The sequence below is a fragment of the Amycolatopsis circi genome, assembly GCF_003385235.1.
Taxonomy (GTDB): domain Bacteria; phylum Actinomycetota; class Actinomycetes; order Mycobacteriales; family Pseudonocardiaceae; genus Amycolatopsis; species Amycolatopsis circi.
In genome coordinates, this window is record NZ_PQIA01000001.1 from 57,802 (window position 1) to 77,157 (window position 19,356).

Annotated in this window: 16 protein-coding genes and 1 pseudogene; 9 read left to right on the top strand and 8 right to left on the bottom strand. The window is 70.1% G+C overall.

Features of this window, described 5'->3' with window-relative positions:
* Positions 1-499: 499 nt before the first annotated feature.
* On the top strand, positions 500-2,692 hold the full coding sequence (locus D0D37_RS00250) for a glycoside hydrolase family 15 protein (RefSeq protein ID WP_425266883.1): 2,193 nt from the start codon (positions 500-502) through the stop codon (positions 2,690-2,692).
* Positions 2,693-2,714: 22 nt separating this feature from the next.
* Here D0D37_RS00250 and D0D37_RS00255 read toward each other — a convergent pair.
* A pseudogene (locus tag D0D37_RS00255) lies at positions 2,715-3,536 on the bottom strand (DMT family transporter); the annotation flags it as partial.
* A 36-nt stretch (positions 3,537-3,572) separates the two neighbouring features.
* Between D0D37_RS00255 and D0D37_RS00260 the strand changes: the two are divergent.
* On the top strand, positions 3,573-4,133 hold the full coding sequence (locus D0D37_RS00260) for a TetR/AcrR family transcriptional regulator (protein WP_116198425.1): 561 nt from the start codon (positions 3,573-3,575) through the stop codon (positions 4,131-4,133).
* Position 4,134: 1 nt separating this feature from the next.
* On the opposite strand, the gene D0D37_RS00265 is transcribed toward D0D37_RS00260, so the two are convergent.
* Positions 4,135-4,698 (bottom strand): CGNR zinc finger domain-containing protein, encoded by a 564-nt coding sequence (locus D0D37_RS00265; protein ID WP_116198426.1) that lies wholly within the window; start codon positions 4,696-4,698, stop codon positions 4,135-4,137.
* 103 nt (positions 4,699-4,801) lie between these two features.
* Between D0D37_RS00265 and D0D37_RS00270 the strand changes: the two genes are divergently transcribed.
* Positions 4,802-5,713: a pyridoxamine 5'-phosphate oxidase family protein gene (locus D0D37_RS00270; RefSeq protein ID WP_116198427.1), complete on the top strand. Its 912-nt coding sequence runs from the start codon at positions 4,802-4,804 to the stop codon at positions 5,711-5,713.
* 13 nt (positions 5,714-5,726) lie between these two features.
* Positions 5,727-6,188: a nuclear transport factor 2 family protein gene (locus tag D0D37_RS00275; RefSeq protein ID WP_116198428.1), complete on the top strand. Its 462-nt coding sequence runs from the start codon at positions 5,727-5,729 to the stop codon at positions 6,186-6,188.
* A gap of 85 nt (positions 6,189-6,273) precedes the next feature.
* On the opposite strand, the gene D0D37_RS00280 is transcribed toward D0D37_RS00275, so the two are convergent.
* Positions 6,274-7,665: an amino acid permease gene (locus D0D37_RS00280; RefSeq protein WP_116198429.1), complete on the bottom strand. Its 1,392-nt coding sequence runs from the start codon at positions 7,663-7,665 to the stop codon at positions 6,274-6,276.
* A gap of 406 nt (positions 7,666-8,071) precedes the next feature.
* On the opposite strand from D0D37_RS00280, the gene D0D37_RS00285 reads away from it, so the two are divergent.
* From D0D37_RS00285 to D0D37_RS00305, 5 genes are all read left to right on the top strand, one after another.
* The gene (locus D0D37_RS00285) at positions 8,072-11,059 is read left to right on the top strand and encodes an arabinosyltransferase domain-containing protein (RefSeq protein ID WP_116198471.1); all 2,988 of its coding nucleotides are present in this window, start codon (positions 8,072-8,074) and stop codon (positions 11,057-11,059) included.
* Between the two features lie 400 nt (positions 11,060-11,459).
* Positions 11,460-13,562, top strand: coding sequence for a DUF6541 family protein (locus D0D37_RS00290; protein WP_162834016.1), 2,103 nt, complete (start codon positions 11,460-11,462; stop codon positions 13,560-13,562).
* 83 nt (positions 13,563-13,645) lie between these two features.
* Positions 13,646-14,587 (top strand): non-homologous end-joining DNA ligase, encoded by a 942-nt coding sequence (gene ligD, locus D0D37_RS00295; protein ID WP_116198431.1) that lies wholly within the window; start codon positions 13,646-13,648, stop codon positions 14,585-14,587.
* A gap of 77 nt (positions 14,588-14,664) precedes the next feature.
* A complete protein-coding gene (locus tag D0D37_RS00300; RefSeq protein WP_244223324.1) occupies positions 14,665-15,015 on the top strand; it encodes a hypothetical protein in 351 nt (116 codons plus the stop codon).
* Between the two features lie 94 nt (positions 15,016-15,109).
* Entirely contained in the window at positions 15,110-15,889 is a 780-nt protein-coding gene (locus tag D0D37_RS00305) for an SDR family oxidoreductase (RefSeq protein ID WP_116198472.1), read from the top strand.
* Here the strand turns inward: D0D37_RS00305 and D0D37_RS00310 are convergent.
* The 5 genes from D0D37_RS00310 to D0D37_RS00330 all read right to left on the bottom strand — a co-directional run bounded on the left by D0D37_RS00310 (position 15,886) and on the right by D0D37_RS00330 (position 19,353).
* Positions 15,886-16,365 (bottom strand): SRPBCC family protein, encoded by a 480-nt coding sequence (locus D0D37_RS00310; protein ID WP_116198433.1) that lies wholly within the window; start codon positions 16,363-16,365, stop codon positions 15,886-15,888. The genes D0D37_RS00305 and D0D37_RS00310 overlap by 4 nt on opposite strands.
* Before the next feature lie 39 nt (positions 16,366-16,404).
* The gene (locus tag D0D37_RS00315) at positions 16,405-16,608 is read right to left on the bottom strand and encodes a DUF6186 family protein (protein ID WP_116198434.1); all 204 of its coding nucleotides are present in this window, start codon (positions 16,606-16,608) and stop codon (positions 16,405-16,407) included.
* Positions 16,605-17,195 carry a hypothetical protein gene (locus D0D37_RS00320; protein ID WP_116198435.1) on the bottom strand — a complete coding sequence of 197 codons (591 nt, stop codon included), beginning with the start codon at positions 17,193-17,195 and terminating at the stop codon, positions 16,605-16,607. The genes D0D37_RS00315 and D0D37_RS00320 overlap by 4 nt, the downstream gene beginning before the upstream one ends.
* Positions 17,196-17,323: 128 nt before the next feature.
* Complete coding sequence (locus tag D0D37_RS00325) at positions 17,324-18,238, bottom strand: cobalamin-binding protein (protein ID WP_116198436.1); 915 nt, start codon at positions 18,236-18,238, stop codon at positions 17,324-17,326.
* 14 nt (positions 18,239-18,252) lie between these two features.
* Positions 18,253-19,353 (bottom strand): serine hydrolase domain-containing protein, encoded by a 1,101-nt coding sequence (locus tag D0D37_RS00330; protein ID WP_116198437.1) that lies wholly within the window; start codon positions 19,351-19,353, stop codon positions 18,253-18,255.
* Between the last annotated feature and the right edge of the window lie 3 nt (positions 19,354-19,356).

Below are 19,356 nucleotides of genomic sequence, written 5' to 3' on the forward strand. Positions count from 1 at the left end.
ACGTGGACCCAACCTGCCCGTCGCGTCAAGACCGGTGCTCGACTGCCGGTCAGGCTGACCGGCCCGATCATGCGTCGAGGTCCGCACGATGAAGGTTCCGGCGACGTTTTCTGCAGGTTCTCCCCATCGAGCGCGCGGGTCTGCGAGCAGGTCTCGGATGACAATGCGGACGGTTTCGATGGCCATGTGACGCTCCTCTGTTCAGCGCGGTCCCGGGGGCGGGCGCCGCTTCGGGAATAAGGAGACCATCCGGGTACGACAGTTTCCGGGCCTTCGCGGTCACTCCATCGGGTGGGAGTATCGGAGCACCGCGGGGACGAGCGAGCGCGGCGAGGCGGTTCCCACCGTTCGGCTGTTGTTCCGGGCAGTGGCGGCGGGCAGCATGAGCGGCATGGTCGGTGGGAAGTGGGGACGGGCGGCGGCGGTGGTCGCGGTCGTGGGGATTTCAGTGGTGGGGCAAGGGATCGCGCCCGCGGAAGTGGGGGCGAAGCCCGGTTCGATGGCAGGCAGAGCGGCCGGAAGCACGGCGACGCTGGCCGAGGCGCGCCAAGTGGCGGGAGGCGCGCCGGGGGATTGCTGCGGCGGGCCGTCATCCTGGACAACCGGGGACAAATCCGCCCTCGGGACCGCTGCCGGAACTGCGAGCCCGTTGTGGTTCACCGTCGCGAGGGGCGTTACGTCCGAGGTCTTCTATCCGCGTGCGGACGTCGCCAACATGCAGGACATGCAGTACGTCGTCACGGACGGAAAGTCCTTTGTGGACTTGGAGCGCGATGCGACGGACCACGTCGTCTCGATGCCGGACGAGAAGGCGCTCGAGTACACGGTCACGAACACCGCCAAGAACGGTCGTTATCGCATCACCACGACGTACGTCACCGACTCCGGACGGCCGACTCTTCTTACCCGCACCCGGTTTCAGTCGCTTGACGGCGGGCAGTACCAGGTTTACCTGCTCGCGAATCCGTCGATGGCGGGCGGCGCGGCGAACGACACCGCGGCGTGGGACGGGACTGGGCTGACGGCCAGTGGGACCGAAGAGTTGTTCGGAGCAAAGACGACTGTGGCGTCGGCGTTGCGCGCCTCGACGGGGTTCGTCGCGCACGACAACGGATATTCCGGCGCCGCGAGCGATTGCCTGGTAGACTTGCGGGCACATCAACGTCTTGCGAATCAATTCGATTCCACCAATTACGGCAATATAGTCCAATGTGGACAGATCCCGGTCGGGCAGGACACGACGTTCTCGGTCGCACTCGGGTACGGGAGTGACGCGCGGGGCGCGGCGGCGTCCGCGGACGGGTCGCTGGCGAGCGGGTTCGACAATCTTGAGCAGGCGTATCGGCGCGGGTGGGAGGAGTATGTCGGCAGCCTGAAGGCGGCGCCGGGCAGTGTGGCGGGCGACGAGCGGCAGCGGAGGGCGTATTACGTCGCGCTGATGGCGTTGCACGCGGCGGAGGACAAGACGCATCGCGGCGCGAGTGTCGCGGGGCTCGCCACGCCGTGGGGCGACGTCGTGAACGGCGATGCGCTCAACGACGGCTACCACCGCGTGTGGGGCCGCGATCTGTACCAGCAGGCCACCGGGCTGCTCGCGGCCGGCGACGCGGCGCAGGCGAAGCGGATGGCGCAGTTCCTCTGGTCCTCGCAGTGGATTTCCGCGCCTGTGCAAGGCGACGGGACGACGTACCCGGCGGGCGCGTTTCCGCGGTACAGCCCGGTGAGCGGGGTCCAAGGGGCGACGCCGCAGCAGCTCGGCTGTTGCGAGCAGCTCGACCAGGATTCCGACGCGATCCTTCTCGCCTGGATGACTGGGCTCACCGACGCGACGACGTACGCGCGGGTCAAGGTGACGGCCGAGCACATCCGGACGAGCGGGCCCGCGACGACCGAGCGGTGGGAGGAGCAGTACGGCCGGTCGCCGTCGTCGATCGCGGCGGAGGTCGCCGGGCTGGTCACGGCCGGGGCGATCGCGCGGGCCAACGGCGATACCGCGGCGGCGCAGCAGTGGGAGTCCACCGCGGACTCGTGGCGGGCGCAGCTCGACAGCTGGACGCGGACGACCTCCGGTTACTGGGGCGGTCACACGTATTACGAGCGGATCGACAAGGGAACCGACCCGAACGACACTGGCCAGATCTGCTTTGACGAGGGCTGTTTCTACGAGCACGACGTCGTCGACTTCGGGTTCCTCGACCTGGTCCGGCTCGGGGTCCGCGCCCCGGCGGATCCGGAGATCGCCGAGTCGGTGACGCCGACGGCGGCGGCCCGCGACGGCAACGCGCCGACGCAGGTGACGACCCCGAACGGCGACATCTACTTCCACCGCTACCCGCACGACAACTACGGCGAGAGCACCACGGCCTGCACCGGCTGGCCGGCCAACGGGCCGCAGCGGTTCGGGCGGCTCTGGCCGGTCCTGTCCGGCGAGCGCGGCGAGTACGAGCTGGCCAACGGGCGTTCGGCGGCGGTGTACCTGAAGTCGATGGCGGACGCGGCGAACGACGGCTACTTCATTCCCGAGCAGGTGTGGGATCGCGCCGACGCCGCGTGCTTCGGGCTGGGCCGTCCGACCGGGAGCGCGGCGCCGTTGATGTGGGCGGAAGGCCAGTACCTCCGGCTCGCGCAGAACATGGACGCGGGGAAGAACCTGGAGACTCCGTCGGTCGTTCAGCAGAGGTACGGCGGCTGACCCGTCCGTTAGCGACGACGGCCGCGACCAAGGCCAGCCCGAGCCCAACGCCGGTCAGCACGGTGAACGGTTCGCCGAACAGCAGCGTGCCCCACACCGACGTGACCGGCGCGATCAGGAACATCAGGCTGTTCACCGAGGTCATGCCGATCCGTCCGACGAGCAGCCAATACAACCCGTATCCGCCGAAGGTCGCCAGCACCACCAGCCAGGTCAGGGCGAACCAGAAGTGCCCGGACGCGGGCGGCACCGCGCTCCCGGTCGCCAGCGCGAGGGCAGTGAACACGACCGCTGACGTGGCGCAGTGGATGGCCAGCGCGCGCAACGGGGGAGCGGGCACGCGAGCGCGGCGTTCGAGCACGGTGGAGGCGACTAGCCCGAGCATTCCGGCGAACGGGATCAGATACGCCCAAGCCGGGGCGTGCGACGCGGCGTCCGACCAGCTGACGAGCACGACGCCGACGAGCCCCAGTGCGAGTCCGAGCCATTGCCGTCCGGTCGCGGCGACGCCGAGCAACGGACCGGCGGCCGCGGCGGCGACCAGCGGTTGCACGCCGTCGATGAGGGCGGTCGTGCCGGTGCTGACGCCTTCGCCGATCGCCCAGTAGACGGTGAGCAGGTAGCCCGACTGCGACAGCAGGCCGATCAGAACGTGCCTGCCCAGTTCGCCGACCGGTCGCAGGCGCAGAAACGGCGCCAGCACCAGCGCCAGCGGCAGAAACCGCCACATGAGCACGGTCGGGACAGAGGCGTCCTCCGCGCCGAGTTTCGCGCCGATGAACCCGGACGACCAGCACGCCACGAACAGGACCGCCGCTCCGACTATACCGATCTGTTTACTCATGGCACCGGACTATACAGATCGGTATACACTGGTGCCATGACGATCGACTGGACGCCGAAGGCGCACGCGGTGCTGACAGCCGCGTCGGAGTTGTTCTACGAGCGGGGGATCCACGCGGTAGGCGTCGACGTCATCGCGGCGAAGGCGGGGGTCACGAAGAAGACCCTCTACGACCGGTTCGGCTCGAAGGATCGGCTGGTCGTGGAGTATTTGGCCGACCGGGACGCGCGCTGGCGAGAGTTCTTGGGCGAGTGGCTGGAGAAGGCCGGGGCGGCTCCGCGGGACCGGCTGGCGGCGGCGTTCGACGCGTCCGAGGCTTGGGCGAAGAAGTACGGCGGCAAGGGCTGCAGCATGATCAACGCGCACGCGGAGATCAGCGATCCCGCGCATCCGGCGTATGCGGTGGTGACCGAGAGCAAACGGTGGATGCTCGGCGTTTTCGTCGAATTGGCCGAATCGGCCGGGGTTTCCGATCCGCACAAGGTCGCCGAACAGATCATGTTGCTGCACGAGGGCGCGGTCGTGATGGCGGGAATGCGGGTCGCGCAGAACGTCTTCGAGCGCGCGGCGGAAACGGCGGTGGTGCTGCTGGGATGAGTCAGCGCGCCGACCGGATCTTCTCGTAATGCCGTGCGGCGCGCGCTCGGTTGCCGCAGGCGACGGAGCACCATTCGCGGCGCGGATGCGTCTTCATGAAGTAGAGCACGCAACCCGGCGCGTAACAGGCGCGCAGCTTCGCCGCTTCGGGCCCGCCTAAAAGCGCGATCGATTCTCGCGCCACGCGGGCTAATCCGGTGACCACAGGCGAAGTGCCGCGCGACGAACTCTCCTGCAATTTCCCGGCCACGAAGGTCAACTGGGGGACCGGCAGGTGGGTCACTAGGTCGTTCAAGTCGCCGAGGGCGGTATCCAACTCAAGGATCGCGGGTTGTCGATCGTCCGCAGTGACTTGGGCGGCGAGACGGCGGACGGCGTCGCGAAGCCGTCGCGCCAGCGCGAGTTCGGCGGCGGACGAGTGCCGAGCCCCGCGCTCGATGCCGACGTCGTCGAGCCACGCGTCGAGGTCTTCGCGGGTGCGCAGGTCGTCGTGGAGCCCGCTCGTGTCGGCCCAGACGGTCGCCATCAGGCGGACCGGCACGACCTCGTGCGGCAGCATCCCCATGACCGAGACCGTATCACGGGTGGAACGGGTTGCATCCGTGAGAAGCGACTGCTAGAACTCCTCACGGAACATCAACGCGTAACCCGTGAGAAAAGGAGGTGGCATGAACTCGGTGATCCAGCAGGTCTTCCACGCCGGAGAGCTGGCTGTCCAACGCGAGGCCGGAGTCGAACGGCAGGCCGCGCGCCTGTCCCGGATGGCCGAGCCTGCCGGGATTTCCGCGGGGATGGCGGGGTTCCTGGCCGAACGGACCTTCCTTGTCCTGACCGGACGCGACGTCGACGGGCGGCTGTGGACCTCGCCGATCATCGGCCCGCCGGGGTTCCTGGAAACCAGATCGGCGACGACGCTCGCGATCCGCAGTGGGCTCCCGAAGGGCGATCCGTTGCACGGGCTCCAGCCTGGGCAGCAGGTCGGCCTGACGAGCATCGAGTTCGCCACTCGCCGCCGCGTCCGGATCAACGGCAGCCTCGCCACTTCGGCCGAAGACCACCTGATCGTGGACATCGAGCAGGCGTACGGCAACTGCCCGCAATACATCCAGCAGCGCGTCCTGTCCGAAGAAGCCGAGCCAGTAGCACCGGTACAAGAACGCACCGAACTGAGCGATGGCGACACCGAGCTGATCCAAGCAGCCGACACATTCTTCCTCGGCACCATCAACCCTGGCCACGGCGCGGACGCGTCCCATCGCGGCGGCGCGCCCGGATTCGTCCGCGTCGAGGGAAATGCCTTGTGGTGGCCCGATTATCCCGGCAACAACCTGTTCAACAGCCTCGGCAACCTCGCCGCGAACCCGGAAGCCGCACTGCTCTTCTTCGACTTCGCCACCGGCCAGGCCTTGCAGGTCTCCGGCACCGCCGCGATCGAATGGGGAGAAGCGGGCCGTTCCGGCGACGACGGCTACACCGGCCGGATCGTTCGGTTCGAGGTGCGACGCATCGTTTCCGGGCGGCCCGCACCACGTCAGGTCGCGCACACGCCGTACCCGCGCAATCCCCAGCTCATCAAGTGAAAGGACCCCGGCCATGACCGAATCGCGGCCCCCGTTCCCGCCGTTCGACCTGTCCGCCGCGCTGAAGAAGGTCCAGGCGGCCGAAGACGCGTGGAATACGCGAGATCCGGAGAAGGTGTCGCTCGCGTACACGCCGGATTCCGTGTGGCGCAACCGAGACACGCACGTGGTTGGCCGCGCCGCGATCGTCGGGTTCCTCGCCGCGAAGTGGGAGCGCGAGCAGGATTACGCGCTGCGCAAGGGACTTTGGGGGTTCCGCGAGAACCGCATCGCCGTCCGGTTCCAGTACGAGAGCCGCGACGCGGACGGGCAATGGTGGCGCAGCTACGGCAACGAACTGTGGGAGTTCGCCGAAAACGGGCTGATGAGCCGGCGCGAGGCGTCGATCAACGACCGGCGCATCGAGGAGGCGCAGCGGCGGATCTTCGGGCCGCGGCCGGAGTCGGAGCACGGGGTCGACTTCCCGTTGTGGTGAAAGAACCCGGCCGCCCTTCCGGAGGTGCCGGAAGGGCGGCCGGGCCGGTGCCGCGTTCGCGGGGATGGGGGAACGCGGGCTCCGCTCAGGCGCCGGTGCGCGCCTGCCGCCTGCGGGACACCAGCCGCCAGCCGACGGCCAGGACCACGACGATCGCCGGGATCGAGTAGAACGCGATCTTCTCGGCTCCGTCGGAGAATCCCATCAGCGCCACGACCAGCACGAGGAAGCCGAGCGTGGCCCAGCCGGTGTACGGCGCGCCGGGCATGCGGTAGCTCGGCCGCTCCAGTTCGCCGCGCAACGCCGCCTGGCGCATGCGCATCTGGGAGAACACCAGGGTCGCCCAGGTCGCGACCACGCCGAGTGACGCGATCGCGGTGGCGATGTCGAAGGCCTTCGACGGCACGATGTAGTTCAGCACCACGCCGAGGACGTAGGCCACCGACGTGAAGAGAATTCCGCCGTAGGGCACGTGCCGCGAGTTCATCTTGCCGACGAATTTCGGCGCCTCGCCCTCGTCGGCGAGGGCGCGGAGGATGCGGCCGGTGGAGTAAAGCCCCGAGTTGCACGAGGAAAGCGCGGCGGTGAGGACGACGGCGTTCATCACGTCGCCGATGCCGCCGATGCCCAGCCGCGAGAACACCGTGACGAACGGGCTTTCGCCGCCGTTGTAGAACGGCCACGGCATCAGCATCGCCAGCAGCAGCACGGAACCGACGTAGAACACGCCGATCCGCCACACGACGCCGTTGATCGCCTTCGGCAGCACCTTGCGCGCGTCCTTGGTCTCGCCGGCCGCGATGCCGACGACCTCGATCGCGGAGTAGGCGAACACGACCGCCTGCAGCGTCATCAGCGCGATGCCGACACCGGCCGGGAAGAACCCGCCGTGGTCGGTGAGGTTGTGCACGCCGGCGGTGGTGCCGCCGATGTTCGCGCCGGTGAACACGAGCCCGAGCGCGGTCACCAGGAACACGACGATCGCGAGGACCTTCACGACGGAGAACCAGAACTCCAGTTCCCCGAACAGCTTCACGCTCAGCAGGTTGACCGCCATCAGCACGCCGAGCGCGACCAGCGCGGTGATCCACTGCGGCACGTCCGGCAGCCACTTGTGCACGTAGATCGCGACCGCGGTGATCTCCGCGATCCCGGTCATCGCCCAGTTCAGCCAGTACATCCAGCCGGAGACGAACCCGGCCCACGGGCCGATGAACTCGCGGGCATACGTCACGAAACTGCCGGAGCTGGGCCGGTGCATGACGAGTTCGCCGAGCGCCCGCATCACGAAGTACGCCGCGATGCCGCACAGCGCGTAGGAAAGGACCAGCGAAGGTCCCGCTTCGTGGAGCCGCCCGCCCGCGCCGAGGAAGAGCCCGACCCCGATCGCCCCGCCGATCGCGATCATCTGCACCTGGCGATTGCCCAGTGCTTTCGTGTAGTTGTCGCCCTCTTTGGCGACCACTGTGGATTCCATGGTTGCGTGACGCTAGCGGTACCGGACCGCGTGACGCAGCACACCTAGGCTGGACTTAAGGTGTGCTCCAGATCACCGTGGAGGAACCGGGTAAATCGGGCGGAACCCGTTTGACTTCCGGAAATAGTGCTGGAGCTGCGCGGATGTCCACGGTGGACGGTCCGGCCGGAGACTTTCGGGTAATCCGGGGCGGCCTCAAGGGTATCGGCGGGAGGGAACGCTCGCCAGAGCGCGGCGGTCGCCGGAACAGCGCGGCGCCGGGACGGGCGGATGCTCCACAGTGGACGGAAGCGACCGGACCCGGAACCGGCCCGGGGGACCGACGACGACCGCCCTCGCGGGCGGGGCCTGGCGGCCGCCGGACCGCTTCACGGCGGAGATACGCGGGAACACTAAACTCCGCGCGGTGCCGACCCAAGATTCCGACACCACCGCACGCAGGCAGACCGGCCATCGTTGGCTCATCATCGGACTCGGGCTTCTTTCCGCGCTGACCGCGGTGCTGTTCACCGTGGCGCCGGTGAACACCGAGACGACGACATACCGCTGGGACGGCGCCCAGGACACCGCGCTGCCGTTGTACCCGTACCACCCGGCCAGACTGGACGCGACCGTCCGGTGCACCGACGCGAACGGGCTGGCGCTGGCGACCACCCCGCCGGAAGGCAAGCAGGGGGCGGACCCCGTCGCCGGCGGACTGGAGATCCGCGCGGTCGACGGCACGGTCAAAGCGGAACTCGGCGGCAAGGAACTGTTCCGCGGCCCGGTCGGTCCCGGCTGCCGGCTGGCAGTGCACGCCGACGGCCAAGGCACCACCGTCGGCACCGCCAAGACAACGGGCAAGCCGGTCGTCACTGGGCTGTACACCGAGCATCCGGGCGCGGTGACCGCGCAGGTCGAACCCGACACCCGTTGGGTCAGCACGCCGAGCGCGGTCAAGGTCGCGCTCGGCGTCGTGTCGGTGCTCGCGCTGCTCGCCATGATCGTGCTGCTGATCCGGCGCGACCGGAGAGTCGCGCGACGGGTCCGGCTGCTTCCGCGCCGGGTGTGGGTGCCGCGGCCGGCGGACCTCGTCGTGACCGGGGTGCTCGGAATCTGGGCCGTCATCGGTGCGCTCACCGTGGACGACGGATACATCTCGACGATGCTGCGCGCCCGCGAGACGAGCGGGTTCACCGGCAATTACTTCCGCTGGTTCAACGCGCCGGAAGCACCGTGGGGCTGGTATTACGAGCTGTACGCGCTCCTCGGCCGCGTCACGCCGGCCATGGTGTGGATGCGGCTGCCGTCGGTGCTGCTGGGGCTGGCGTCCTGGTTCCTGATCGACCGGCTGGTGCTGCCGCGGCTGGTCGACCGGCCGACGCGGTGGACCCGGTGGGCGACCGCGGCGCTGTTCCTGGCCTGGTACCTGGCCTTCGACGTCGGGCTGCGGCCGGAGCCGTGGATCGTGTTCGGCTCGCTGGCGGTGTTCGCACTGGTCGAGCGCGCCGTGGCGACCGGTGCGGTGACGCCGCTCGCGGTCGGGCTGGTGGTCGCGGGCGCCACCGCGACGACGAACCCGCTCGGGATCGCGGCCTTTCTGCCGTTCCTCGCCGCGGTGCGCCCCCTGTTCCGGCTGCTGCGCGGACGCGACGACCTGCGGGTGCTGGGCGCGATCGCGACAGTCGCCGGAGCCGGGGCCAGCGCGCTGCTGACGGCGTTCTACGACCAGCCGCTGAGCGCCGTCCTGGAATCGACCGCCGTCCGGCAGCAAATCGGTCCGGATCTCCCGTGGCAGAGCGAAATCAACCGTTATGCCACCCTGCTCGACCCGTCGGTGGTCGAGGGCGCGCTGAACCGCCGGGTGCCGGTGCTGCTGATGCTCCTGGCGATGGTGCTGACGGCCGTGCTGCTGATCCGGCGCCGAGCCCCGGGACTGGCCGTCGGGCCCGCCCGCCGCATGGTCGTCGTCAGCGTCCTGTGCCTGGTCGTGCTCGCGTTCACGCCGACGAAGTGGACGCACCACTTCGGGGCGCTGGCCGGATTCGGCACGCTGGTGATCGCGCTGCTGGTGCACACCCTCGCGCGCGGAGCGCTCTCCTCGTGGTGGGCACGGGCGGCGACGCTGGGCTTGGTCGCGGCGACGACGTGGCTGGCCTGGTCCGCGCCGAACTGGTGGTGGATGCAGTCCGACTACGACGTTCGCTGGGGCGACACCGTCCCTACGGTGAAGGGCGTGCGGCTGGCGGATCTGGCCCTCTGGGCCGGACTGGCCGTCGCGCTGGCCGGCGCGCTCGCCGGGGCCTGGCGGACCGCGAACCGGCGGGACGGAGCGGGGCGGGCGCCGCGCTGGCTGCCGAGGGCCGGCTGGGTGATCGTCGCGGTGGCGGCCCTGACGGCGGCGGTCGAGGTGGTCGGGCAGGCGCAAGCGGTGAAGCTGCGCTGGGGCACCTACTCCGTCGGCCGGTCGAATCTGGCTTCGCTGGGCCTCGCCGCGAGCGCCGGCTCCGCCGGGAACTCCTGCGGCGTCGAGGATTGGCTGGACGTCGAACCGGACATCGGTGCCGGGGTGCTCCGACCGTCCACCCCGGACTCGGCGGAAGGATTCGCGACGAACACCGCGTTTCCGCCGGAAGCCCCGCCGCGGGCCCCGTTCGGCGCGGACCCCGAGCATCCGGCGTGGAGTTCGTACGGCTCGCCGTCCCGGACCGGCACGCTCGTCTCCGGGTGGTACGACCTGCCTGCCGGCGTCGGGTCGCCGGATTCGCCGCCGGTCGTGATTTCCCGTGCCGGGCACGGAAAAGTGCAAGTGTCGGTGGAGTTCGCGAAAGCGGACGGGACCGTGCTGGCGACGATGAAGGCCAAAGAGGACAACAGCGGGAAGTGGGCCGACGCGCGCTTCGATCCCCGCTGGCAGGCACCGGGGGCGCAACGGGTCCGGGTCGTCGCGCGGGACGACGACCCCGGCGCGTCGGGCTGGGTGGCGGTCACCGCGCCCCGGATTCCGCGGCTGACTCCGCTGACGAACGTGATCCCCGTGCACGAGCCGGTGACATTGGACTGGACCAACGCGTTCGTAGTGCCGTGCCGCACCCCGGCCTCGCTGGCGGACGGCATCGTGCAACCGGTCCGCTACCGGTTCGCGCCCGGCCAGGACGCGCAGTCGCTGGTCGGGGTTTCCTACTCCGCCGATGCCGGGGGGCCGTACGTGCCGTTGTACGCCGACGCGAAGGCCACCGAAGTGCCGACGTACTTGCGCGGCGACAAACTCCGCGAACCAGTCGCGGTGTACCGGTTCGACTACCCGGTCGCGATGCGGGGGCTGACCGTGGAACACAGCACCCGGTCGACGTCCGGACTGGCGAAACAGACGGCGGTGCTCGATTCCGATCCCGCACGCGGCGCAGGCAAATAGGCCGGGTCCGGCGGTGGTGCTCGCTGAGCGAACGCACCGGCGAGCACCGCCGCCGCGGATCCGCTTGGCCCGCCCGGCAAGCGCCGGACCGGACTTATCCGATGTGGACGGCGGCGGGGCCTGGTTCCGGCAGGCACGGCGCCGCCCGGCGGAAGCGAGACAGTCCAGGCGGCAGGCTCGACGCGGCCCTGCTCCGCCCGCGATCAACTTCCGTCGGGCCGGTACCAGGATCGCGAGGTCGGTGTCGTATTCTCGGCGGGGGCCGGAAGGCCGCGCGTCGAAAAGCGAAAGCGAAGCCGGATCGTTCGGCCAGACGCGCGACCGGGAGCCCCGTCTTCCGCGCGGACGCAGTTCCCGGCGGAATCCGAAGAGTTCTTGACGAGATTGGGTGGTCCTCCCGGTGAGTCTGTTTTGGTACCCGCTGGCGGGGCTGGTCGTTCTCGCTCTGCCGGGGCTGCTGGTGCAACTCGCCGCCGGAATCCGGGACAAGCTGTGGCTGGCCGCGCTGACCGCGCCGGTCAGCGTCGGCGTCTACGGTCTCGCCGGTCTCGCGTCCGGCATTCCCGGGCTGTCCTTCGGGATTCCGCTCGCGCTCGCGGTGACCCTGCTGCTGTCCGCGATCGTCTTCGGCGTCGCCTGGCTCCGCCGCGGCCGCACCGAGCCCGCGCCGATCGAGAAGCCGGACACCTCGCTGCTGCCCGCGCTGGCCGGCCGATGGCTCCTGACGGCCAAGATCGGCGCCGCGGTCCTGGTGCTGGGCGGCATCGCGCTCGCCCTGCAGCAATGGCACGGCGGCCTCGGCTCCTGGGACACCTACCCGCAGGAACACGACACGATCATCCACATGGTGCTGGTCGCCTACATCAGCGACACCGGCCGGGCCGCGCCGTGGGACCTCCTGCCGATCGACGTGCTCACCGGGCAGCCGGTGTCGTTCTACCCGTCCGGGCTGCCGCTGCCGGCCGCGCTGGCGGGCCAGCTGACCGGCGGGCCGATCACCGGCTTCAACGTGATGAACGCCCTGATCACCGGGCCGGTGTTCGTGCTCGGCTCGGCGGCGCTGGCGGCCGCGGTGTTCCGCAGGCTGCGCGCCGGCTCCGGCTGGACCGCCCTCGCCGGCGGGGCGGCGGCGCTGGTCGCGGCCGGGCTGTACCGGCCGGGCGTGCAACTCCTGCACGACGGCGGGATCGCGCCGAACGCGGCCGCGATGAGCATGGCTCCCGGCGTGATCGCGGCGCTGATCACCGTCGGCGGGCTGCGCGGCTGGGGCCCGGGCTCGCGCTGGCTGCGCGCTCTCGTGCTGGGCATCGGGGTGGCCGGGGTGTTCTCGGTCCACCCGAGCGTGGCCGCCACCGTCGGCCTCAGCGTGGTGGTGTTCTGGATCGTCGAGGCGTGCACGAAGCGCGGGCGGCAAATCCTGCGCGGGCAATGGCCGGTGCTGCTGGCCGCGGGGCTGGTCGCCGCGCTCGCGTCGGCGACGACCCTGCTCGGCTCGGCGAGCCAGGCCACCCGCACCGGGACGTGGTCGCCGGACATCCCGCCGGGCCCGTTCGGCGAGGCGTTGTCGAGCAACCTCAAGCTGACCTACGGCGGCTATTTCGATCCGCACGGCATCTTCTCCCAGCTCAGCGCCGGCGTGCTCGCTCTGGTCGGGGTGCTGGTCGTCGTGGTGCTGCGCCGCGCCTGGGGCGTGGCCGCGATGTGGCTGTTCTGGCTGGCGATCGTCGTCGATTTCAAGGTGCACCCGTGGTCGGGCGTCGGCTCGATGGTCGGATCGCCGTTCTACAAATCGTATGTGCGCATTCAGTCGCACATTTCGCTGTTCATTCCGGTCTTGGCGGCGATCGCGGTCGTCTTCGTGACGATCGGGATCGTCCGCTTGGCCGGGATGCTGAAGAGCCCGGCGGTGTTCGCCCGCGTCCGGCGGTTCGCCGGTCCGGTCGCCGCCGCGCTGCTCGCGGTCGTGATGGCCGGATACGTGGCCTACGCCGCGGTTCCCTACGAGCACCGCAACGCCCAGGTGATCGCCAGCCGCTACGCGAAGCCGGAGTTCACCAGGGTGAACGACGACGACAAGCGCGCGGCCAAGTTCGTCGAGGAACACATCAAGCCCGGCGAGCGGATGATGAACAGCGCCAACGACGGCTCGACCTACGCCTACGTCGAGGACCGGGTGCCGGTGGTCAACGTGGTCACCCTCGGCTCGGCCCTCGAGCCGGTGACCTACGAGCTGCTGCGCTCGTTCCGCGACTATCCGACCGACCCGAAGATCCGGAAGACCGTGCTGTCGCTGAACATCGGCTACGTCTACGTGGACAGCAAAGCGCCCACCATGGGCGCGGGACCGGGTTCGCCGAACAGCTGGTACACCGCGCCGACGTTCGAGCTGGCGCCGGGACTGCAAAACCTGGACGGTCTTCCGGGCATGTCGGTGGCCTTCCGGTCGGGCACGGTGACGGTGTACAAACTGGACCGCTCCGTACTGGCCGCGCTGCCTGCGTGATCGAACCCGGCGGCACCGGACATTTCACCCTCGTGCCGTTCGGCCGCTGACGCACCGGGCGATTTCCGGATACGGTCGGTTCCATGGCGAAGGGCGAGGCCGTCGAACTCGAGGTGGGGGACCGGACGGTCCGGGTGTCCAACCCGGACCGGGTGTACTTCCCGGCGCGCGGCGAGACGAAGCTCGATCTCGTCCGCTACTACCTGTCCGTCGGCGACGGCATAGTGCGCGCGCTGCGGGAGCGGCCGTGCATGCTGCACCGCTTCCCGTCCGGGGTGGCGGGGGAGAAGGTGCACCAGAAGCGGGTGCCGAACGGTGCGCCGCCGTGGCTGGAAACGGTGCGGGTGCAGTTCCCGCGCTACAACCGGCACGCTGACGAGCTGTGCGTGACCGAGCTGGCGCACGTCGCGTGGGCGGTGCAGATGTCCACTGTGGAGTTTCATCCCTGGAACTCGCGGCGCGCGGACACCGAACGGCCGGACGAATGGCGGATCGACCTCGACCCGATGCCGGAATGCGGGTTCGACACGGTGCGCCGGGTCGCGCATGTCGCCGAGGAAATCCTCGACGAGCTGGGCATCCGCGGCTGGCCGAAGACGTCCGGCCGCAGCGGGATGCACATTTACGTCCGGATCGAGCCGCGCTGGGGATTCGCCGACGTCCGCCGGGCGGCGCTGGCTTTCGCGCACGAGGTCGAGCGGCGGGCTCCGGACGAGGTCACCACCACCTGGTGGCGCAAGGACCGCGACCCGAAGAAGCTGTTCGTGGACTACAACCAGAACGCCCGGGACCACACGATCGCCAGCGCCTATTCGGTGCGCGGCGTGCCCGAGGCGCTGGTGTCCACGCCGATCCGCTGGGACGAGGTCGACGACGTCGATCCGCACGACTGCACCATCGCGACCGTGCCCGCGCGCTTCGCCGAACTCGGCGACCTGCACGCGGGCATCGACGACGTGGCGTATTCGCTCGAGCCGTTGCTGGAGTGGGCCGACCGGGACGGGTTGGAGGCGGAGGACTCCTGAGCGAAGTCATTCGGGCGCCTGGCGTCATGGGGGAGCCCCCGCCGCGTCTCCTCGGAGACCGAGCGGAGGAGAGCACGATGGACAGTGCTGGACAGAACGATCCGCTCGCCGTGCTTTATCGCCTGCACCACCAGCTGCGCGAGCTGTCGCCGGTGCTGACTGTCGCGCCCGGACGGCCGGAAACCAAGGCCATGCTCGACGGGCTCGCCGAGACCGTCTCCGAAGCGGCGGGCCTGCTCGCGACTGCGGAACCGGCGGCGCTGGCCGCGTTGCGGCAGGGGTTCGAGCACGCCCGGGCCGGACGGGGCAACGAGGCGACGTCCGAGCTGATCACCGCGTACGGACGGCTGTCCGTGCTGTTGCGGAAGGACCAGCCGCGCCGGGACAGCGCGAACGAGCCGACGGTGCGGTGGCGCTCGAAGTTTTGACCCGCTCGTAGTTTTGACCCGTACAGCACCCGGCATGCCAGGATGGCGGGCGAGAGCCGGCTGAGCCCGGGCAGTGCGGCAGCGGGAGGACGACGTGGCCGAGCAGATCCTCGTCACCGGCGGAAGCGGACAACTGGGCCGGGTGGTCGTGGAACGGCTCCGGGCCGCGCAAGCGCCGGTGCGGGCGTTGAGCCGACGACGGCGGCGGTCCAGCGAAGGCGTCGAATGGACAGCCGGAGACCTGCGCACTGGGCGGGGCATCGATGTCGCGGTCGCCGGAGTCGGCACCGTGATCCATTGCGCGACGGACTATCGCCGGGAGGTCGAGACGGTCCGGACGCTGGTCGAGGCCGCGCGGTGGAGTGGGCAGACCCCGCACCTCGTGTACGTCTCGATTGTCGGCGTGGACAAGATCCCCATGGGGTACTACCAGGCGAAACTGGCTGCCGAGAAGCTCATCGCGGGGTCCGGGATGCCGCACACGATCCTGCGGGCGACGCAGTTCCACGCGCTGGTGCGGACGATCCTCGCCGGTGCCGCCCGGCTGCCGGTGGTGCCGGTGCCGAAGTTCCGGTTCCAACCCGTCGACGTGCGCGACGTCGCGGCGCGGCTGGTCGAATTGGCGCAGGGCGAACCGCAGGGCCGGGTCGCGGATTTCGGCGGGCCGGCGGTCCGGACGACGGCGGATCTGGCGCGTGCCCTGCTCGCCGCGTCCGGGAAGGACAAGCGGCTCGTTTCGGTGCCTGCTCCGGGGCGGATCGGCCGGAGTTACGCGACCGGCGCGAATCTGGCCCCGGAGCACGCCGACGGCGTGGTCACCTTCGAGCAGTATCTGGCGGAGCAGGGCAAGCCGACCGCGTTGCGGTACCGCTAGCCGGCGGCGCGGCGGCGGACGGTGCGCTCCAGGATGCCGAGGGTCGCCTTGAGCGCGGACTCCGGGACGACCGGGAAAGTGAGCCGCTCCTTCCACTCCTCGGTCAGCTCCGACCAGTCGTAATAGGACGTGACGCGGGTGCCGTCCTCGACGGGTTCGAGGCGGTAGCCGTAGATGTGGCGGACGTGCGGGCGGAGGCTGCCCTCGACGGTCCAGGCGATCTCCTTGTCCGGGACGAGCTTCGTGATGACGACCTCGACGTCGTATTTCCCGATCGGCCGGTCGCCGAGCGCTTCCCGGTCCATGTGGACCACGAAGCGGTCTCCGGCCTGGGTGACCGGTTCGCCTTCGGCGTCCATGAGCATTCCGGAGGCGTCGATGTCGACGTGGCCCTGCGGGTCGGCGAGGACCGCGAAGACGGCGCTGGCGGGAGCGGGGATCAGCCGGGAGACCTCGAGGCGTTCAGTGCTGGTCATGTCATCGACTATAGCAGAAATAATCGATGATTTTCCCGGTCAGCTCTGCACGAAGAAGTGCCAGCCGACCCACCACCAGGCCAGCACGAGCGCGATGCGGGTCGACCGCTTGCGCATCAGCGCGGAGAGCACGCTGGTCAGCGGCGGGATCTTCTTCGGGAACAGACGGCTGCCCAGCCACAACAGGATGGCGGCGGCCACGATCGCGCCGAAGCCGATTTCGGTGATCAGCCTGCTGCTCATGCCGCTCTCCTCGCCGCGGCGGCCGCGCGCAGCATCGCCAGCCCGGCCGCGACCCAGACTCCGAGTGCGAGAGCCTGCACGACGCGGTTGTCGAGCATCGGGTCGACGAGGTCGCTCATCGTCGGGTGCGTGAGGGAGAGCCCGCCCGCGGCCTGTTCGTAGATGAACGAGATGAGTTCCCAGAGGCACCAGGAGATCGCCAGCGCGACCCACAGCCAGCCGCGGCGCGGGACTGGTTGCGGCGCGAGCGAGGGGTCCCGCCATTCCACGACCAGCGCTCCGATGCCGATCGCGGCGACGGTGAGGAACATCGGCACGGTTTGGCGGCCGAAGACCAGCGCTACCAGTGCAGCGGCGGCGATCAGCGAGGCGCCGGGCAGCCGGGTGGCGGGGAGGAGGACGTCCGCGGGGGCGGGGTGGCGTTCGGTGAAGAGCAGGAGGATCGCGGCGGCGAAGAAGATCACGCCGTCGGCGGGCGCGCCGCGGATCCAGTGCGCGAGGGAGGCGATGAGGAGGGCGGCGATCGGGAGATCGACGGCCAGCCGAGGCGCCGGGTAGTCCGCCGCGTGCCGTTCGGGAGTAGCCATGCGACGCACCCCATTCCGTGCCGGTCCTGCTTGAAGACAACACGAAAGGGGGCGCGCGGCTTCCCGGACGGACGATCTTTTCGCGGGAAGCGGCGGAGTCGTGAAAGGCGAGGCCGGTCAGAACCGGCCTAAGCAGGCACGACGCGCCGGGCTTCCGCGGGACTGACTGCGGGTTCGGCGGGAATTCCGTGGAGCACCGTCGTGAGGATTTCCGCGCCACGCACTACTCGGGGGCCGGGGCGGTTGAAGTACGACGGGCCGTCGAGGAGCCAGACGCGGCCGTTCCGGACGGCGGGCAGATCGGTCCAACCGGGCAGCGACGTGAGGACGTCCAGTTCAGACTCGGTGCGGTCCGGGGAAAAGCCGCAGGGGAGGACGAGCAGGACGTCCGGGCGGGCAGCGACCACGGCGTCCCACGTCATCGGCTTGGTGTGCTCGCCCGGCTCGGCGAGCAACGGGATGCCGCCCGCGGCGGTGATCTGTTCGGGCACCCAGTGTCCGGCTGGCCAGAGCGGGTCGAGCCACTCCAGTGCGACAACGCGGGGCCTCGGGAGTCCGGCGACCTGGCGGCGCACCAAGGCGAGTCGGGAGCGGAGTTCGGCTGCTCGGGCGGCGGCGAGGTCCGGGACGTCCAGCGCGTCGCCGAGGGTGGTCAGGCAGCCGAGGACTTCGTCTAGCGTGCGCGGTTCGAGGCTGAGCACGCGCGGACCGGCGTCGAGCATCCTTACCGCCGCTGCGACGCGGGTGTAGGACACCGCGCAGACCTCGCACAGGTCCTGGGTGAGCACGAGGTCTGGCGCGAGTGCGGCCAACTGCTCGACGTCGACGGAATAGAGCGACGATCCTTGGTGGGACGAGCCGACCGCGGTGGAGATTTCGCGGCTGGTCAGGGCGTCGGAGTCGAGGTCGGCTGCCGTCACCACCGGCACAGAGGCGATCTCGGCGGGCCATTCGCATTCATGGGTGCGGCCGACGAGATCGCCCGCCTTGCCGAGGGCGGCGACCAGGTCGGTGGCGGCGGGCAGCAGGGACACGATCCGCATGCGTCCACGGTAGGTCAGGCGGCCTCGTGCAGCGCCGCCAGCAGCGAGGAAGCCCGGTGGTCGACGTCCTCGGCCTGGAGTTCGTTCGTCACGAAGGAGAACGACACACCCCGGGTCGGCCACGCGCCGTGGCGGCCGCCGCCGGCGCCGGAATGGCCGAAGGCGGCCGGGTCGGCGTCGGCGGGGCCGTAGGTGCCGATCGGATCGGCCAGTTCGAAGCCGAGGCCGAAGCGCAGCGGGCGGTCGTTGATCGCGTCGATGCCTTCGGACCAGGTGCGCGTCGCCTGCGCGAGGATGTCGGCCGGGACGAGCTTGCCCGAGCGCAACAGGTCGTAAAGGCGGGCCATCGCGGTGGCGGTGCCGACTGCGCCACCCGCCGCGAGCGTCGCGCCGCGGTACTCCGGCGAGTTCATCGAGTCGCCCGAGTCGAGCAGGCCGCGGTACATCCGCTCGACGATCCGGCGGCGTTCCTCGTCCTGGAGGAACGTGCTGATCCGGTAGCCGGGCGCGCGCCGCAAGGTCGCGACCGGGACAGTCGGCGGGGTGCCGAGCCGCAGGTCGAGGCCGTGCGGCTCGGCGAGGAGATCGCGGACGAGGGCACCCAGGTCCGCTCCGGTGACGCGCCGGGCCAGCTCGGTGGCGAGGTAGCCGTAGGTGAGCGCGTGGTAGGCGACCTTCGTGCCGGGAGTCCACAATGGACGCTGGGCGGCGAGGGCGTCGGCGTTCGCGGCGTTGTCCAGCATCGGCAGGTCGGGTTCGACGTAGGGCAGGCCGACGGTGTGCGACAGCACCTGCGAGACCGGCACGTTTTCCTTGCCCGCCACGGCGAATTCCGGCCAGTAGCGGGCGACGCGCTCGTCCGGGTCGAGCTTTCCCTGCGCGGTCAGGATCGCCAGGACGGTCGCGACCACGCCTTTGGTGCCGCTGAACAGCACGGCTCGCGTGTCCTCGGTCCACGGCACGCCGTCCGCCGCCGAGCCGCCCCACAGCTCCACCACCGGCGCGCCGTCGCGGAACACGCTGAACGCGGCTCCGCCAGTGGTCGCCTCGATGAGGTCGCCGAACGCTTCCCGTACGCCCTCGTAACCGGGCTTTACCGCTCCGTGCACAGTCATGAC

Excerpts from the sequence above, each read along its gene's own strand:
- D0D37_RS00250 (WP_425266883.1), top strand. The coding sequence starts at position 500 with ATGGCAGGCAGAGCGGCCGGAAGCACGGCGACGCTGGCCGAGGCGCGC.
- D0D37_RS00260 (WP_116198425.1), top strand. The coding sequence starts at position 3,573 with ATGACGATCGACTGGACGCCGAAGGCGCACGCGGTGCTGACAGCCGCG.
- D0D37_RS00265 (WP_116198426.1), bottom strand. The coding sequence starts at position 4,698 with ATGGGGATGCTGCCGCACGAGGTCGTGCCGGTCCGCCTGATGGCGACC.
- D0D37_RS00270 (WP_116198427.1), top strand. The coding sequence starts at position 4,802 with ATGAACTCGGTGATCCAGCAGGTCTTCCACGCCGGAGAGCTGGCTGTC.
- D0D37_RS00275 (WP_116198428.1), top strand. The coding sequence starts at position 5,727 with ATGACCGAATCGCGGCCCCCGTTCCCGCCGTTCGACCTGTCCGCCGCG.
- D0D37_RS00280 (WP_116198429.1), bottom strand. The coding sequence starts at position 7,665 with ATGGAATCCACAGTGGTCGCCAAAGAGGGCGACAACTACACGAAAGCA.
- ligD (WP_116198431.1), top strand. The coding sequence starts at position 13,646 with ATGGCGAAGGGCGAGGCCGTCGAACTCGAGGTGGGGGACCGGACGGTC.
- D0D37_RS00300 (WP_244223324.1), top strand. The coding sequence starts at position 14,665 with ATGGACAGTGCTGGACAGAACGATCCGCTCGCCGTGCTTTATCGCCTG.
- D0D37_RS00310 (WP_116198433.1), bottom strand. The coding sequence starts at position 16,365 with ATGACCAGCACTGAACGCCTCGAGGTCTCCCGGCTGATCCCCGCTCCC.
- D0D37_RS00315 (WP_116198434.1), bottom strand. The coding sequence starts at position 16,608 with ATGAGCAGCAGGCTGATCACCGAAATCGGCTTCGGCGCGATCGTGGCC.
- D0D37_RS00320 (WP_116198435.1), bottom strand. The coding sequence starts at position 17,195 with ATGGCTACTCCCGAACGGCACGCGGCGGACTACCCGGCGCCTCGGCTG.
- D0D37_RS00325 (WP_116198436.1), bottom strand. The coding sequence starts at position 18,238 with ATGCGGATCGTGTCCCTGCTGCCCGCCGCCACCGACCTGGTCGCCGCC.
- D0D37_RS00330 (WP_116198437.1), bottom strand. The coding sequence starts at position 19,353 with ATGACTGTGCACGGAGCGGTAAAGCCCGGTTACGAGGGCGTACGGGAA.